This window comes from Luteolibacter yonseiensis (genome assembly GCF_016595465.1).
In the GTDB taxonomy this organism is placed as follows: domain Bacteria; phylum Verrucomicrobiota; class Verrucomicrobiia; order Verrucomicrobiales; family Akkermansiaceae; genus Luteolibacter; species Luteolibacter yonseiensis.
In genome coordinates this window covers 797,021-811,708 of sequence record NZ_JAENIK010000012.1, presented here as the reverse complement: position 1 = coordinate 811,708, position 14,688 = coordinate 797,021, and the positions used below count along the sequence as shown (strand labels likewise).

General features: G+C 60.5%; 17 protein-coding genes. 2 read left to right on the top strand and 15 right to left on the bottom strand.

What is annotated here, in order from left to right; all coding sequences use genetic code 11:
• Positions 1-10: 10 nt before the first annotated feature.
• The 7 genes from eda to JIN84_RS19130 all read right to left on the bottom strand — a co-directional run bounded on the left by eda (position 11) and on the right by JIN84_RS19130 (position 6,271).
• Positions 11-643, bottom strand: a complete 633-nt coding sequence (gene eda / locus JIN84_RS19160; protein ID WP_200352678.1) for a bifunctional 4-hydroxy-2-oxoglutarate aldolase/2-dehydro-3-deoxy-phosphogluconate aldolase — start codon at positions 641-643, stop codon at positions 11-13.
• A gap of 75 nt (positions 644-718) precedes the next feature.
• Positions 719-1,546 carry an amidohydrolase family protein gene (locus JIN84_RS19155; RefSeq protein ID WP_200352677.1) on the bottom strand — a complete coding sequence of 276 codons (828 nt, stop codon included), beginning with the start codon at positions 1,544-1,546 and terminating at the stop codon, positions 719-721.
• Between the two features lie 111 nt (positions 1,547-1,657).
• Positions 1,658-2,074, bottom strand: a complete 417-nt coding sequence (locus JIN84_RS19150; RefSeq protein WP_200352676.1) for a response regulator — start codon at positions 2,072-2,074, stop codon at positions 1,658-1,660.
• A gap of 119 nt (positions 2,075-2,193) precedes the next feature.
• Positions 2,194-3,444, bottom strand: a complete 1,251-nt coding sequence (locus JIN84_RS19145) for a tagaturonate epimerase family protein (RefSeq protein ID WP_200352675.1) — start codon at positions 3,442-3,444, stop codon at positions 2,194-2,196.
• 57 nt (positions 3,445-3,501) lie between these two features.
• Complete coding sequence (locus tag JIN84_RS19140; protein ID WP_200352674.1) at positions 3,502-4,533, bottom strand: zinc-binding alcohol dehydrogenase family protein; 1,032 nt, start codon at positions 4,531-4,533, stop codon at positions 3,502-3,504.
• Positions 4,533-5,471: an aldo/keto reductase gene (locus tag JIN84_RS19135; protein ID WP_200352673.1), complete on the bottom strand. Its 939-nt coding sequence runs from the start codon at positions 5,469-5,471 to the stop codon at positions 4,533-4,535. The genes JIN84_RS19140 and JIN84_RS19135 overlap by 1 nt, the downstream gene beginning before the upstream one ends.
• A complete protein-coding gene (locus tag JIN84_RS19130; protein WP_200352672.1) occupies positions 5,468-6,271 on the bottom strand; it encodes a sugar phosphate isomerase/epimerase family protein in 804 nt (267 codons plus the stop codon). Before JIN84_RS19130 ends, JIN84_RS19135 begins: the two co-directional genes overlap by 4 nt.
• Before the next feature lie 121 nt (positions 6,272-6,392).
• On the opposite strand from JIN84_RS19130, the gene JIN84_RS19125 reads away from it, so the two are divergent.
• On the top strand, positions 6,393-7,196 hold the full coding sequence (locus tag JIN84_RS19125; RefSeq protein ID WP_200352671.1) for a helix-turn-helix transcriptional regulator: 804 nt from the start codon (positions 6,393-6,395) through the stop codon (positions 7,194-7,196).
• Here the strand turns inward: JIN84_RS19125 and JIN84_RS19120 are convergent.
• Together JIN84_RS19120 and JIN84_RS19115 are read right to left on the bottom strand one after the other, a co-directional pair.
• On the bottom strand, positions 7,186-7,989 hold the full coding sequence (locus JIN84_RS19120; protein WP_200352670.1) for an SDR family oxidoreductase: 804 nt from the start codon (positions 7,987-7,989) through the stop codon (positions 7,186-7,188). The two genes, JIN84_RS19125 and JIN84_RS19120, sit on opposite strands and share 11 nt — an antisense overlap.
• Positions 7,986-8,306, bottom strand: coding sequence for a nuclear transport factor 2 family protein (locus tag JIN84_RS19115; protein WP_200352669.1), 321 nt, complete (start codon positions 8,304-8,306; stop codon positions 7,986-7,988). The genes JIN84_RS19120 and JIN84_RS19115 overlap by 4 nt, the downstream gene beginning before the upstream one ends.
• Before the next feature lie 65 nt (positions 8,307-8,371).
• Between JIN84_RS19115 and JIN84_RS19110 the strand changes: the two genes are divergently transcribed.
• On the top strand, positions 8,372-8,758 hold the full coding sequence (locus JIN84_RS19110) for a winged helix-turn-helix transcriptional regulator (RefSeq protein WP_200352668.1): 387 nt from the start codon (positions 8,372-8,374) through the stop codon (positions 8,756-8,758).
• An 18-nt stretch (positions 8,759-8,776) separates the two neighbouring features.
• Here the strand turns inward: JIN84_RS19110 and nspC are convergent, their stop codons facing one another.
• From nspC to JIN84_RS19080, 6 genes are all read right to left on the bottom strand, one after another.
• Entirely contained in the window at positions 8,777-9,958 is a 1,182-nt protein-coding gene (gene nspC / locus JIN84_RS19105; RefSeq protein ID WP_200352667.1) for a carboxynorspermidine decarboxylase, read from the bottom strand.
• Between the two features lie 444 nt (positions 9,959-10,402).
• On the bottom strand, positions 10,403-11,494 hold the full coding sequence (locus tag JIN84_RS19100; RefSeq protein WP_200352666.1) for a phosphotransferase enzyme family protein: 1,092 nt from the start codon (positions 11,492-11,494) through the stop codon (positions 10,403-10,405).
• Positions 11,495-11,502: 8 nt separating this feature from the next.
• Positions 11,503-12,414 (bottom strand): nucleotidyltransferase family protein, encoded by a 912-nt coding sequence (locus JIN84_RS19095; protein WP_234043571.1) that lies wholly within the window; start codon positions 12,412-12,414, stop codon positions 11,503-11,505.
• Positions 12,415-12,570: 156 nt separating this feature from the next.
• A complete protein-coding gene (locus tag JIN84_RS19090; protein ID WP_200352665.1) occupies positions 12,571-13,410 on the bottom strand; it encodes a metal ABC transporter permease in 840 nt (279 codons plus the stop codon).
• 4 nt (positions 13,411-13,414) lie between these two features.
• Entirely contained in the window at positions 13,415-14,176 is a 762-nt protein-coding gene (locus JIN84_RS19085) for a metal ABC transporter ATP-binding protein (protein WP_200352664.1), read from the bottom strand.
• A complete protein-coding gene (locus tag JIN84_RS19080; protein WP_200352663.1) occupies positions 14,173-14,610 on the bottom strand; it encodes a hypothetical protein in 438 nt (145 codons plus the stop codon). The genes JIN84_RS19085 and JIN84_RS19080 overlap by 4 nt, the downstream gene beginning before the upstream one ends.
• Positions 14,611-14,688 lie beyond the last annotated feature (78 nt).

The window sequence follows — 14,688 nt, the reverse complement described above, 5'->3', positions numbered from 1 at the left end:
GGGAACGGTGTTAGCGGGCTTCCGCGGCGGCGGCAAGAGCCTCGCGTGTGATGCGAGTGATTTCCGCCCACTTCCCATCGTTCACCAACTGCTTGTCCACCATCCACGAACCGCCGATGGCGGCGACGACAGGCAGCTTGAGATAGGCCGACAGATTGCCGGAAGACACGCCACCGGTCGGGATGAACCGGACACCTGTATGACCGTATGGACCGGCGAGGGCCTTGAGCATGTCCACACCGCCCGCGACCTCCGCCGGGAAAAATTTCAACAGTTCGCAACCGAGCGACAGCGCCTGTTCCACATCGCTGGGAGTCATGACCCCGGGGGAGAATTGCAGGCCGATCTCCTTCGCCGAGGCGATGATGGCCGGGTTCAGGCCCGGTGCCAGGCCGAACACGGCACCCGCGTCGCGGGCACGCCGGACCTGTTCCTTTTCAAGCAATGTTCCGGCCCCTAACAGGATCTCCGGAAACCGCGCGGCGATGCGCCGGATGGACTCCTCCGCCGCCGCCGTCCTGAACGTGATTTCCATGATGTCGAGCCCCCCCTCCAACAGCGCCTCCGCAAGCGGCTCGGCGGATTCGACACGGTCGAGAACAACGACGGGAACAATGCGTTTGGCGAGGATGCGGTCAATCATGGGATGGGTTTCGAAGTTGAAGGAAATTCTCGGGATGACAATGGAAATGGCGGTGTCCTTTGGAAAGTGCAGGATTTAAAGACCATAGATCCGCGCGGCATTGTCATGCCCGACGGCGGCTTTTTCATCACTGCTCAAGGAGGCGGTGAAACGGCGGAACATTTCCGTCCACGTTTGGCAGGAATCCACACGAAGCAGGCACACCGGCCAGTCCGTGCCGAACATCAGGCGGTCCACGCCGAAGATCCGGAGGGTTTCCTCGAAGTAGGCGCGCAGCGTGTCTTCATCGATCTCCGGGTCCGACACTTCCGTCACCATGCCCGAGATTTTAACGCCAAGGATGTTCTCGCGTTTGGCAAGCTCCGTCATGCCTGCTTTCCAAGCGGGATCGATCCTGCCTTTGAGGATCCGGGGTTTGGCGATGTGATCGATGATGATGCCCAGGTCCGGCTGGCGATCCACCAGCCGGATGGAGGCCGGGAGCTGGTTTTGGTAAACCAGCAGGTCGTAGCGCAGGTCCAGATCGGGAAGCAGCGACAGGCCGCGATGAAAATCGTCCCGCAGGAAATAGTCATCCGGTTCATCCTGCAGAACATGTCGCACGCCCTTGAACTTGTCATGTGCCGCGAGGCGGGCGAGCGGCTCGGCGACATTTTCATCCACAAGAGGAACCCAGCCGACAACCCCGGCGATGAGTTCCGACCGGTCCGCCAGGGAAAGCAGCCGGTGCGACTCCTCCACCACCTGCCGCGCCTGCACCACCACGGTGGCATCCACCCCTGCGGAGGCCGTGGCTTGTTCCAACTCCGTGAGGAGATGGTCGTTCGCCAGAGGCGAGCCGGGAGGAATCCACGGGTATTCCCCGGCGGAGTAGCTCCAGAGGTGGTGGTGCGAGTCGATCATGCGGAAAACAAGGAGTGGACGTTCCTTCCGGACGGGCGAGGAATTGATGCGGGTGGATCCGGAAACGATCTTTCAACGGGCCTGCCCCGGTCGGATGGACCGGCCGCAGGCTCATTTGCCGGTTGTCAGGACCGTCTTGATGGTCTCAGCCAGGGTGTCATGATCGAAAGGCTTTTTCAAGGTGGCGGATGCTCCGAGATACTTGGTGACGGTGAGGCAGTCCCTGCCGATCCCGCCCACTCCTCCGGAGATCGCGATGATTTTCAGCTCAGGACGTTTGGCATGGATTTCGCGGATGGTCTCGATTCCATCCTTCTCCGGCATGAACAGATCCGTGATCACCAGGCCGAAGTCACGTGATTCGAGCCGCTTGAGCGCTTCGGCCCCATTCTCCGCCATTTCAACGGCGAAGCCCTGGGAGATGAGCATCAGGCGGAGGATATCACGCGTATGCTTGTCGTCATCGACGACAAGGACCTCGGTTTGAACGGGCGTGTGGTCCTGAGAAGAAGCGGTGTTGGTGGTCATTGTTAGGGCCGGGCTTTGGCTATGAGAAGCCATTACCCGCACTTGTCAAACAGAACCGGGAATAACAGGAATCCTTGGCGGTCTTCTTCCCGAACATTTGCGGCCCTTGTGGCTTCCTGTCACAGGAAAAGCGGCTTCATGTGACGTTCCAACAGGTTTCCCGTCACATTTTTCGCAACAACGGCCGAGTTGTCGTGCAAGGCCTGGATGTATTCCGGTCCGAGCTGGGCGGCGATCTTGAAACCGACGTGCAGAAGCTGCCGGAGGTCCGCGTTGTAACCGGGGTTCGAGGGATCATGACGCAGTGCGTCGGTGAAACGGGTGCTGCTCCAGCCTTCCACTTCCGTGGCGGACGGGAGGTTGGCGTCATTGATGTCGATGACGGTGGCGTAGGGTTCGCAAAGGGCGGCTTTTTTCTCCAACGCTTTCGCATAAATCGTCTTCGCCAGCGCGAGTCCGGCACCACCGGCCTCCGCCAGACCGATGATTTCCTCCAGCCAGTTCGTGCCCGCCGTCTTGATGTGCAGCCCGGCTCCGGTGCGCTGGATGGCTTTCCTGATGATCGGATAGATGGAAAACTTGTCCGACCCCGAGTGCACGGAGAGCTTCAGCCCGGCTGGCAGTCCATAGGTCCTGATGGCGTGGGCGATGACGGCGAGGTCGTCGTTGAACTCCTTTTCGAACTGTGCGGGATCGCCCACATAATCAACTCCCTTGTTGAAGCGTCCGGTGAACTTCGGAGCGATGGTCTGGATCGGCACACCCTGGTCGGCGATGGCGGCGAGGATGATCAACAGCTCGGGCGGAGTCTGCGGGCTGTCGGTCTCGTCCATGGAAACCTCGGTCACGAAGTTGTCCACCCCGCCTTTCGCCGCGACGATGTGCTGATAGATCGCAGCGGCCTTCTGGGTGGCCTTGAGGAACTGGTTGGCGGTCTTCTCCACGTCCGCACGGGTGATTTCAAACGGAGTGTCGATGCCCTCGATGGCGACGGTGCCGATGAGTTCCGGGTGCTTCGCGATGAAGGCCGCCACGTCCGAGGGATCGGCGGCTTCCCCGATGTCTTCCGCCACATCGAGCGTGAAGAAATCGCAGGGCGCGACGAAGCGGTCCACGGTGGTCAGGTTGATGTGGTCCGCATCCAGGAGGTATTCATCCGTCCATCCGAGATCCGCCACCGCCTTGTCCGCCGCCTCGCGCGTCTGGACCGGCTCGGAGCCGATGATGTTGTGCTCGCGGTTCGACTTGTTCCATACTGGGACGATGTCGATGCCGAGTTTCTTCGCCTCGATGAAGGCGGCGAGTTGGGCATGTGCGCCGTTGGCGAAGCGATCGCCGACGCCGAAGGTATATTTGGGGCAGGTTTTCATGAATGGTTCGGAAGGGTTTTATCCGGCGGTGCGGACAGGTGGAAGGGACCAAACGGGTTATCGGACTTCGATGACCGCCTTGATCGCGCCAAGCGACGGATCGGTGAAATCCGCGAACTTCGAAGGCACTTCATCGAAGGAAATCCGGTGGGTGATCCATGCGTCGGTATCGATCTTTCCCTCGCGGATGAGCCGGATGATATGGCGGAAATCCTCCGGCATGGCGTTCCGCGAGGCCATGAGGGTCAGCTCGCGGCGGTGGAAAACCGGCGCGTGCGGGAACGTGAGTTCCGAGGTGGTGATGCCGACGTAAACCACACGGCCGGTGAAGGCGGCATAGTTGAAGCAGGTGGACATGGACACCGGGTTTCCCGTGGCATCGATGATGACATCGGCGAGCCGGCCATCGGTCAGGTTTTCCAATTCCGCCAGATGCGAGCCATCCGCCTTGAATGGAATGGCGTGGCGGATGCCGAGATTTTCCCGACAGAAATCCAGCCGGCTTTCCACCATGTCCATGACGATGGTCGTCACCTCCATCAGTTTTAAAAACTCCAGGCAAGCGAGGCCGATGGGGCCCGCCCCGATGACGAGCACGGTTTCTCCCACCGCGGGGTTCCCGCGTTGCACCGCATGATAGCCGATGGCCAGTGTTTCCACGAGCGCGAGCTGGTCGTAGGTGAGATCGTTGCCCGGATGCAGCTTGCGGGCGGGCACAGCGAAGACTCCCTTGCGCAGGCCGCCATTGTTGTGGACGCCGATGACCTGAACGCCGGGGCAGCAATTCTGTGCTCCCTTGAGCGAGGTGGCGGAGTCCGGATCATTCACATAAGGTTCCAGCGAGCACTTGTCGCCGGGTTTCACATTCGTCACGTCCTCCGCCACCGCCACGACTTCCAGTCCGAGTTCATGGCCCGGTGTGCGGGGATAGGCGAAGAAGGGAAATTTTCCGAGGTAACATGCGAGGTCCGTGCCGCAGATGCCCATGCGGTGCGTGCGGACGAGAGCCTCGCCCGGTTTCGGGACGGCGGGTTCCTCCAGATCGACCAGATTGATCTCCCGAGGCGCGGTGAATTGGATGGCTTGCATCAGTTGTTTTCCGGAAGGCCCTCGGTGTGGCCGATGTTCCTGACCGGGGAGAAAATGGCGAGCACGTCGGCCAGCAGTTCGCGGTCGATGGGTTGTTCGAGCCATTCCGCCCACTTGCGGATGTTGGCCGGATTCGCGGAACCGGCGATGGTGGTCGCCAGACCAGGATGCTCGCAGGAAAACTGGAGCGCCAGTTGCGCGAGATCCACACCGCGGCCGGCGCAGAGCTTCGCGGCGGCCCGTGCGGCGGCCTTCACTTCCTCCGGCTCCTTCAGCCATGCGGGCAACTCGGCATTCGTCAGAAGCCTCGCCGAGAACGGACCGGCATTCATCGCGCCGATGGATTTCGCCTCCAGGCGCGGGAGCAGATCTTCCGCAAATGACGTGTTCTGCAAGGTGTGTCGATTATAGGAAAGCACGCAGTCGATCTCATCCTCCACGTGATCCAGCACCGAATGAAAGGTCTTGAGCGGATAACAGGAAAATCCCACCGCGCGGACCTTTCCCTGCCGCTTCAGTTTCAGGACGGCGGGCAGGGTTTCCTCCCAGATTTGTGCGAGGGGCACGAATTCCACATCATGCAGCAAAAGGATATCCAGATGATCCGTGCCGAGCCTTTGCAGCGAGACGTGTACGGATTCCTCCACACGCCTTGCCGAGAAATCAAAGTGGATGTCCGAGTAACGTCCCAGTTTGGTGCCTAACAGATAGCTCCCGCGTGGAATTCCCTTGAGGCCCAGGCCAAGCATGATTTCCGACATGCCGCGCCCGTAAAATGGCGAGGTGTCGATGAAGTTCATGCCGAGATCGATGGCTGTCTTCGTCGAAAGCATGGCTTCCTCCAGAGTGATGGAACGGAACTCCGCCCCGAGCGACGACGCTCCGAAGGAGAGGATCGGCAGCTCGATGCCCGTCTTGCCAAGCGTGCGGGTTTTCATGATGCCGACAGTTCGCGGATGATGGAGATCGTCTGGCGGGCGGCGGTTTCCGGATCGGGCAGGGGAAGGATCTCCGCGGACAGGTAGCCGGGGTAGCCGATCTCACGCAGCGCGGAGATCACCGCCGCCGCGTTCGTATGGCCGAAGCCCATCGCCTGCCTGTTGGAGTCCGCGAAATGAACGTGCCCGATGTGTCTGCCCGCATCCGACAATGCCGCCGCGATGTCTGATTCCTCGATGCTCATGTGGAATAGGTCGGCGAGCAGCAGCACGTTTTTCAGGTCGTTGGTTTCAATGAAAAGCGCGGCGTCCGAAAGGCGGTTGAAGAGATTCGTCTCATAGCGGTTCAGTGGTTCGTAGACGAACGGGACCACATGCGCGGCGGCGGCTTGCGAGCATGCGTGCAGACCGGACAGGAAATGGTCCATCGATTCATCATCCACCTTTTTTCCCTGCATGGACCCTAGGATGGCGGGCGCTCCGAGCTGCCCGCCGAAGTGGATCATGGAAAGGATGAACTCCAGCGCAGCTCCGCGTTTTTCGGCCGAGGGATCGGTGATGGAAAGTCCGTGTCGCAGCCAGCCGGCCCCCGTGCCGATGGCGGCGATCGAGAGGTCGTGTTTTTCCGCCAGGGATTTCACCTCATCCACCGAAACGAAATCGGGTCCGGGCAGAAACAGTTCCACCGCATCGAATCCGAGTGCGGCGGCGGTGGCGAATGCTTCCGGCAGGTGAGTGCGCAGGACGAAGGGACCGGAGGCCGCTTCCGGGACTTGGCAGAGGGTGATGGCGGTTTTCATGCGTGCCGTTTCCACGGCGGGTGGGTTTCAAGATGTCATACCATTACTCGTGTCCCTCGGTTTTTCATACGGAAAAAAGCTAGCTCATCGCGGCGCGGTGACATAAAATGCTATTACGTCCATGATGATTCCGAAAGGTACCCTCAGCCCGCCGCCGGGCCGCCCGAGCTGGGGTGGGGGAGAGGAACTGCCGCTCCTCTATCTCGGCTGGGGACAGCGCGATTTCGAGAAGGATCCGCTCGCGTTCCATTATGATCTCGGGACGAATTATTATCTGGTGCTGCGGGGGGAGGTAATTGTCACGACGGGGAACGAAAGCCATACGGTGAAGGGGCCGGTGGCGATGTTGTTCGATCCGGACTGCGCGTTCGGCATATCGCAGTTGAAGCGGACGGCGGTTGAGATCCTCGTTTGGATCTGGCAGGGTCGGCCGGTGCTCCCTGAATTGCGTCCGGAGGAGGGAGGCTATCTCGCGTTGGAACTACGGCCAGGCTCCGTGGCGGCGCTGACAGAGTTGCACAGCCGCTGCAGGAATGAGGTCGCCCTGGCCGATGGACAATTGCCGCGTGCCTTGGCCGCCTTGCGGGAGTTGTTGGAGATCGAGATTTCCAGATCCAGCCAGACCGCTCCGGCGGTGGACGAGATGCGCTGGAAGCTCGCCCATGCGTGGATGGCTGGAAACCTCGCCATCCACGCACCGGTGCCCGCGTTGTGCGATTACCTCCGGATGTCCCCCAGCACCCTGCACCGTTTCTTCCGGGCGCAGACGGGGTTGTCTCCCGGCGCTTATTTCCGCAGGATCAAATCCGAGGAGGCACGGCGGCTGATCCGTGAGGAAGGCTGGCAGGTGAAGGCGGTGGCCTACCATCTGGGTTATCGTCATCCGAATGATCTCAGTCGCGCGCTGGCTTCGCTCAAAGCGTAGGGATCGTTCCCCCGTCGATCACCAGTTCCGCGCCGTGGATGGATGCCGCGCGGTCGGAAGCGAGAAACGCGGCGAGTTCCGCAACCTCTTCGGGCCAGGCCGCACGACCGATCGGAATGCCTCCGAGAGAATCGACGATGCCCTGTCTGGCGGTTTCCTCATCCGTCCCGGCATGTTCCGCCATGCGCTTCACCAGCTTTTGGGCGGCGGTGGTATTGATCCACCCGGGAGCGATGGAATTCACCCGAACCCCTTGCGGACCGAGTTCTTTCGACAAAGCCTTGCTGTAAGCGGACAGCGCCGCCTTCGCCGCGGCATAGGCGGTGGTCGATTCGTGCAAGGGCAGCGTCCGCTGGATGGATGAAATATGGACCACCACACCCGCGCCCTGGCGGATCATCGTTGGCAACAACGCGCGGTCCAACCGCACCGCGGCCAGCAGGTTGAGGTTCAGTTCCTGCGACCACAGCTCATCCGTGATCGCGGCGAAACCGCCACCCGGGGTGCTCGAGCCACCGACATTGTGAACGATGATGTCGATTCCCCCATATGCCTCCAACAACGCGGTTGAGAGTTTTTCGGTTCCATCCGGAGAGCCGATGTCGGCTTGGATGAAGAGATCAGGAGACAGTCCTTCCGGCAGCGTGGACCGTGCCGCCGTCGCCACCCGCGCACCAGCGGCGATGAACCGCCGCACGATGGCCTCCCCGGCTCCTTTGGTCCCTCCCGTCACCAGAACGCGCTTGCCTGCGAATTCACGGGGATCACATGAAAATTGTGGGGCTGTTTTCATCCGATGGACAGGTTGGAAATGGTGTTGTTTTGAAGGGTGAATTGGTAATCAAGCTCTGCCGGACTGCCCGGAAAGTCGCCCGATACCAGCCCTGTCACACAGAGGATCGTGTCTTTTTTTCCGATGCGGAGCATCTCGACCTGCGGATGATACTTCTTCGTCGTCGAGTCGATCCATGTACGGATCGATTGGTTTCCCTCGTGGGTTTGTCCTTCGTCGCTGACGGCCGCATCGGAGGCGAAGCAGTCGCAGGCCTCGTCGATGTTGCCAGCGTTCGCGGCGTTGAAATAGCGGATGATGATGTCGGGCGGATTCATGGAATATTGCTTGTGGAATTTGGGATGGCGGCACGAGCCGATCCGGACGAGCATGCACGAACACCATGGAACCGACAAGAACCCACAAAAAAGTAAGTGACCCACCTGCGGGTGAGGAACCCGGGTGGACACCCGTCACTGCTGCTCTCGCGGTCGGGGAGGCGCTCCGTGTATTGGAAGGGCGCTGGAAGCTGTTGATCCTTTTCCAGCTTTTCGGCGGAAACGTCCGGCGCTTTTCGGAACTTGAACGGGCGATCCCGGAGGTGACCCAAAAGATGCTCGCACAGCAGCTCCGCCAGCTTGAGGCGGACGGTATCGTCCGACGGGTGGTCCATCCTGAGATTCCGCCCAAGGTGGAGTATAGCCTTACCGTATGGGGGCAATCCCTCTGTCCCGTTCTCGACGCACTCTTGAAATGGTCCGCAAGACGGGAAGAGACTCCGGAGGCGTGAACGTGGCGTGGTCGTCCGTCAGGCCAGCCGGTCCCGGAAATCCGCATAGCCGAACTCACGGATGACTTCCAGCGAGCCATCCTCGTGCTGCAGCGCGATGGCCGGGTGTTTCACTCCGTTGAATGTGGTTGTCTTCACCATCGTGTAGTGCGCCATGTCATCGAAGACCAGGGTGTCGCCGGTCTTGAGTTCGCGCGGGAAGGAAAAGTCACCCACGACATCGCCCGCGAGACAGGTCGGGCCACCCAGTCGATAGAGCCATTCTCCGGCCTCGCCCGCCGGATGGTAGTTCTCTCCTGCGAATGTCACCGCAGGCTTCGCATCCGATGGTGCGGGATCGACCAGGAAAACATCCGGACGATAGGGCATTTCCATCACGTCCGGCATGTGGGCGGTGGCGGAGATGGAGAGGATGGCCAACCGGTGTCCTGCGGATTCGAAGACGTCCATGACCGTGGCGCGCAGCACGCCCGTGTGGATGGCGACCGCCTCGCCCGGCTCAAGCCAGACCTCCACACCATACTTTTCCCGGGTCTCCCGCACGAGGCGGATGAGCCGCTCGCGATCATAGAACGGCTTGGTGATCCAGTGGCCGCCGCCCATGTTGAGATAGGTGAACTGGTCCGACCCCAGCAGGTGGCCGAATTTCTCCTCCACCGCGGCCAGGGTTTTTTCGAGATCGTCCGAATTCTGCTCACAGAGGGTGTGGAAGTGCAGGCCTGACAATCCGGAGAGATCCGCGCCTTCGAGTTGCTCCGCAGTGATGCCGAGTCGTGAGCCGGGTACGCAGGGATCGTAAATCGGAGTTTCGCCCGTCGAACATTCCGGGTTCACCCGCAATCCGCATTTCAAGTCGCCACTGGTGAAACGCGGATGCGCCATCACGGTTTCCCGGAAGCGGTACCATTGAGAGAGAGAGTTGAAGTCCAGATGGTCGGTGAATTCGCACAGCTCCGCGATGTCATTTTCGTCGTAGGCGGGCGAATAGGTGACGACGTGCTTCTTGAAATGATCCCGCGCAAGAAGCCCTTCCCACAAGCCGGAAGCGCAGCAGCCGTCGAGATCGTCACGCAGATGGGGAAACGCCTTCCAACAGGAAAATCCCTTCAGTGCGAGTACCAGATGACAGCCTGCGGCTTCCTTTACCTGGCGTAAGATGGCGGTGTTTCTCTTCAGTGCGGGGATGGAAATGACAAACATGGCGTATGCCCGCGACTGAGAGGCGAAATCGGGTGGGATGCCAGCAAGAATTTGAGGCGATGTTCTGGAACGGATTCCGGCTCTCTCCTCCAGAATCATGTGCTGGTCGGCGTGCTCTCCTGTAAACTTAAAAACCAGCGTGCCGGTGGAATGTTGTTCCGATCGACACACTGGTTTTAGCGGGACCGGAGTCCCTGTTTTCTCCCCCCGGAGAACATCAGGAATATCGCAAGGAGTGTGCCAAACAAATACATATCGCGTAACTTTATGGCTATGAGTTTGTTAAAATGATTATTTTGTTCTGCTACGAAGAATTGCTTAGGAATGCTGTAATATCTGCAATCAATGGCTGCAAATTTCGCTAAATTTGCAGGATCTCGCTGAAAGTGAGTAAAATGAAAACGCCGCCTGTGGGGAGGCGGCGTGAGATTTGATCAGGGCTTGTCAGGCGTTCGCAACGATCTCTTCCATGGCTGGCATGTTTTCCTCAAGCGTGCGGACGAAGGCGAACTGGTTCCGGCAACGATCAAGGTTGTGCCTCGGCCTTTTGATTTTGAAATAGGTGTCGCCGTTCAGGTAATCCGTCAGGAAACGGATGCCGCATTCCAAGGTGAGAAGTTTGCCCGAGAACGCCAGGTTGGCCCGTTCCGCCGGATTCAGGAATGTGGCGGTGGAAAGATAGCCCCGGACCAGCGCCTCGAAGCGGTCCAGCCGGAGGCCGATGTGGGTGACATCCGGATCGTCTTCCCGCGTGGTCGGGGCGGCGGTGCGCACCATATCGCCGAAATCATAAAGCGCGGAACCTGGCATCGTGGTGTCCAGATCGATGACGCAGATGCCTTCGGCGGTGGTTTCGTCCAGCAGGACATTGTTGAGCTTCGTGTCGTTGTGGGTGACACGCTCGGGGATCTCGCCGCTGGCGATGAGATCCGTGATACGCGAGCAATCCGCCGCACGGGCGCGGGCGAAGGCGATTTCCTCCGCCACTCCAGAAGCGCGGCCCGCGGCGTCATTCAGAACGGCCGCCTCCAGTGCTTCCAGACGCCTGGGGGTGTGGTGGAAATCCGGGATCGTCTCATGCAGACGCTCGCCCGCGAGACCGGCGGTCAGGTTTTGAAAGGCCCCGAACGCTCTCGCCGCCTCGTAGGCCTGCTCGTTGTTCTGGATTTCATCATATCCGATCGCCCGCTCGATGAACGGATAGGTGCGCCAGAGGCTTCCTTCCGCATCGAAGGCATACGGCTTGCCATCTTTCGCGGGAATGCAAGTGAGCGTCCGGCGGTGGGAGTCCGGATTGCCGCTCGCCAACAACTCGTCCAACGCATGCCGGGTCACACGCGCGACATTTTCCATGACCTTCACCGGCTCCTTGAAAACAAGGTGGTTCACCCGTTGGTGGATGTACCTGACACGCCTTCCGGCCTGGTCATACCAGGCGGAATACGTGTCGTTGATATGGCCCGAGCCGAATGCCTGCGCGTCGAGGAAATCGGCGCGCATGTCGAACAGTGCGGAAATCGCGCGGATGTCGTGCATGGCGATGCTTACGAGAGATTCGCAGGGTATTCTCCGGCCTCGATGAGGCGTGCGATGGATGCCACGACATGCTGCTTGTCATCCGGGTAGGTGACGCCGAACCAGTGGCTGCTCGTTTCAAGCACGGTGCAATCGGCCTTGCCAGCGCGGATCAGCGCGTCGACGACGGTGGGGATGTAGCACTCTGATTTCTCCAACTTGCCGTTGATCTTCAGGAATTCGGTGAACTCGTGTTCAAGGAAATCAAAGAAGCAATGGCTGAACGCCCAGAAGTTCATGGACACGGGGGAGGTCTCGCTGACCTCGCGGCGGGTGCCGTCCAGCGCGTTTCCACGGACCACGCCATCGGCCTCGCGCTCGATGTTCACGTATTCCTCCACCGTGGTGAGGAGAGCGTCTTCATTGGTGGCGCAGATGCCCCGGTTCACGTCGCCGTGGTCGGAAAGGGTGTTGATGAGCGGGTAGCCGACCATCGCGTAATGAGCGCGCGCGAGTTCGGCGCGCGGGTGGGTGAGGAAATTCGCGGCACAGACATAAGCGTCGGCTCCGTAGAAATCGTCCGCGTTGATGACGGCGAAGGATTCTTTCACGAGGTCGCGGGCCGCGCGGATGGCGTGCGACGTGCCCCATGGCTTGGTGCGTCCCTCAGGAACCTCGAAGCCCTCCGGCAGGTCCGTGAGTTTTTGAAACGCGTAGTCCACCTGGATGCGGTCGGCGAAACGGGAACCCACGCCCTCGCGGAACGCGTCCGCGAAATCCTCGCGGATGATGAAAACGACGCGGCCGAAACCGGCGCGGATGGCATCATAGACGGAGTAATCCAGCACGGTTTCACCATTCGGACCCATCGGATCCATCTGCTTGAGGCCGCCATATCGGCTGCCCATTCCGGCTGCGAGAACAAGGAGTGTAGGTTTCATGGGAGGCAAATCACCGCAGGGTAGGGAAAAAATCGCGCGGCGCGGCCTTGCAATGCCAACTGGCGGGCTTCCTTGCAATCCCTCATATCGGGGGAACGGGAAGTATTTGGGGAGAAAGCCGCTCCGTCCTTACCATTTCAAGCCACTGACAGGGAATCAGTGCCGCTTCGGAGCGAAGAGCCCGTACTTCGGACTGAACAAATAGGCCGCGACGAAAAGCAGTCCCAGCACGATCACGATCGCCGGTCCCGGGGCGATTCCGAAGTTGCCTGAAAATAACACCGCCGCCACCGAACCGAACCCGCCGATGAGTCCGCCACCCCAGAACAGCGAGGACGTGCGGTCGGTGAGCAGCGAAACCGTCGCGGCGGGGGTCACCAGAAGCCCGACGGAAAGCACACAGCCAACGGCCTGCAGGGAGGAGACCAGCGCCAGGACCAGCAGTCCGAAAACCAGATACTGGATGAACCGGACCGGCACGCCCTGTGCCGCCGCCACATTCGGCTCGAAGAGTGTCAGCAAGATGGGGCGCATCAGCAGATTCGTGATGAGCAGGGTGAAGGCTCCGATGCCGAATGCGATCCAGATGTCCGCATTTCCCACGGCGATGATGTCTCCGAAGAGCCAGTGTTCCAACTCCTGTCGGGTGTCGAGCTTGGGCAGAAGGGCGATGCCCGCCGCGAAGGCTGCGGTGTAGAGCACGGCGAGCGCGGTGCCCTGCTGGACACGTTTCCCACGCGCGACCGCCACCGAACCGAGGCCGACGAGCAGGGCCGCGAACATGGCTCCGAGAAACGCGTTCCATTGGCTGAGCGCTCCTGTGAGAAAAATCCCCAGCGCGATGCCCGGCAGCATGGTGTGCGAGAGAGCGGAGACGGAGAGAGCGTCCCGACGCAGCACCACAAAGCCGCTGAAGAAGCCGTTGGCGAAGCCGATGAACCCCGCCGTAGCGAGCGCGCGTTGATAGAATGGATTGGTCAGCAGTTCGAAATCCATGATTTCAGGCGCCGGGGGCGGGTTGATGGAACGTGTGCTCGATGAGTTCCGGTGTCAGGACTTCTCCAACCGGGCCGAATGCCAGCGGCCGGGTGGCGAGCACCAGGGCTTCGTCAAACAGGCGAGGTACCGTGTTCAGGTCGTGATGCGAGGCGATGACGAGACGGCCTTCGTGCGCGAGCTTGTTCAAGAGATCACCGAGAAGCTGCGAGGCATTTCGGTCGAGTCCGGTGAAAGGCTCGTCCAGCAAGAGCACGTGCGCTTCCTGCGCCAGCGCCCTCGCGAGGAACGCCCGCTGCTGCTGGCCACCGGAAAGCTCGCGGATCTGGCGGTGCTGGAGTCCTGTCAGGGCGAGGGATTCCAGGGCCCTGTCCACGGCTGCGGTATCTTCCGAGGAAAATTTTCTCCACCATCCGGTCTGGGGATAGCGGCCCATTTCCACCAGACCCCGGACGGTGATCGGGAACGACCAGTCAACCTCCTCACGCTGGGGCAGGTAGGCGAATTCCCGGGACCACTTTTTCACCGCCGTACCCCGCCAGCGGATCGTACCGCTCTCGCGCGGGACCAGCCCGGCGATGGCCTTGAGCAGCGTGCTCTTGCCGGCACCGTTTGGTCCGATCAGCGCCACGCGGTTTCCGCATGAGGTGGCAAGCGAGACTTTTTCCAAAGCCAGGACGCGGCGATAGCTCACCGTGAGCCGGTCGATGACCAACTCATGATGTTGGCCGTGGTGGGCGCAGCAATCGTGGTGGGTATCACTCATTTTGCGATCGGGAGTTCCAGGAAATCATCAATATCGCCACCGGCATCGAACACGTGGTTGAAGGTGTCCTGTCCTGCGGCTTCAAGCGTGAGTTTCGCAAAGCGGTGTTCACCCGGCGCGGGAGGATTTTTCCATCGGACGGAGAGGGAAACGGCTGGATTGGCTGGATCGATTTCCAGAGTCCCGGAAACGCCGCCGCCTGCCGCACCGGTGCGGATCTCGTTGGTAGCGCTCAACACCACCTCCGTCGCGGGAGCGGAAAGAACCAAGCGGAACGGAGCCGCATTTTTGGTCTTCTCCGGTTTAGCTACCGGAGCGGAGGATTCCGTCGGAACCGGACCACTTCGGGAAGAAGTCACCCGGGCAAGTCCCGCCGCTGTCGCCGCCAGGGCGAGAGCGAGAAGAAAAAAACGGATGAGTGGTGAGCCGCGCACGCCGCGAACTTGGAACTGCCATCATCAATTTGCAAGAAACTTGCATATGTCTTTCTGCGTCGATTTGAGGAAAGCGGT

Coding starts and splice junctions, on each gene's coding strand:
- eda (WP_200352678.1), bottom strand. CDS start 643: ATGATTGACCGCATCCTCGCCAAACGCATTGTTCCCGTCGTTGTTCTC.
- JIN84_RS19155 (WP_200352677.1), bottom strand. CDS start 1,546: ATGATCGACTCGCACCACCACCTCTGGAGCTACTCCGCCGGGGAATAC.
- JIN84_RS19150 (WP_200352676.1), bottom strand. CDS start 2,074: ATGACCACCAACACCGCTTCTTCTCAGGACCACACGCCCGTTCAAACC.
- JIN84_RS19145 (WP_200352675.1), bottom strand. CDS start 3,444: ATGAAAACCTGCCCCAAATATACCTTCGGCGTCGGCGATCGCTTCGCC.
- JIN84_RS19140 (WP_200352674.1), bottom strand. CDS start 4,533: ATGCAAGCCATCCAATTCACCGCGCCTCGGGAGATCAATCTGGTCGAT.
- JIN84_RS19135 (WP_200352673.1), bottom strand. CDS start 5,471: ATGAAAACCCGCACGCTTGGCAAGACGGGCATCGAGCTGCCGATCCTC.
- JIN84_RS19130 (WP_200352672.1), bottom strand. CDS start 6,271: ATGAAAACCGCCATCACCCTCTGCCAAGTCCCGGAAGCGGCCTCCGGT.
- JIN84_RS19125 (WP_200352671.1), top strand. CDS start 6,393: ATGATGATTCCGAAAGGTACCCTCAGCCCGCCGCCGGGCCGCCCGAGC.
- JIN84_RS19120 (WP_200352670.1), bottom strand. CDS start 7,989: ATGAAAACAGCCCCACAATTTTCATGTGATCCCCGTGAATTCGCAGGC.
- JIN84_RS19115 (WP_200352669.1), bottom strand. CDS start 8,306: ATGAATCCGCCCGACATCATCATCCGCTATTTCAACGCCGCGAACGCT.
- JIN84_RS19110 (WP_200352668.1), top strand. CDS start 8,372: ATGGAACCGACAAGAACCCACAAAAAAGTAAGTGACCCACCTGCGGGT.
- nspC (WP_200352667.1), bottom strand. CDS start 9,958: ATGTTTGTCATTTCCATCCCCGCACTGAAGAGAAACACCGCCATCTTA.
- JIN84_RS19100 (WP_200352666.1), bottom strand. CDS start 11,494: ATGCACGACATCCGCGCGATTTCCGCACTGTTCGACATGCGCGCCGAT.
- JIN84_RS19095 (WP_234043571.1), bottom strand. CDS start 12,414: ATGAAACCTACACTCCTTGTTCTCGCAGCCGGAATGGGCAGCCGATAT.
- JIN84_RS19090 (WP_200352665.1), bottom strand. CDS start 13,410: ATGGATTTCGAACTGCTGACCAATCCATTCTATCAACGCGCGCTCGCT.
- JIN84_RS19085 (WP_200352664.1), bottom strand. CDS start 14,176: ATGAGTGATACCCACCACGATTGCTGCGCCCACCACGGCCAACATCAT.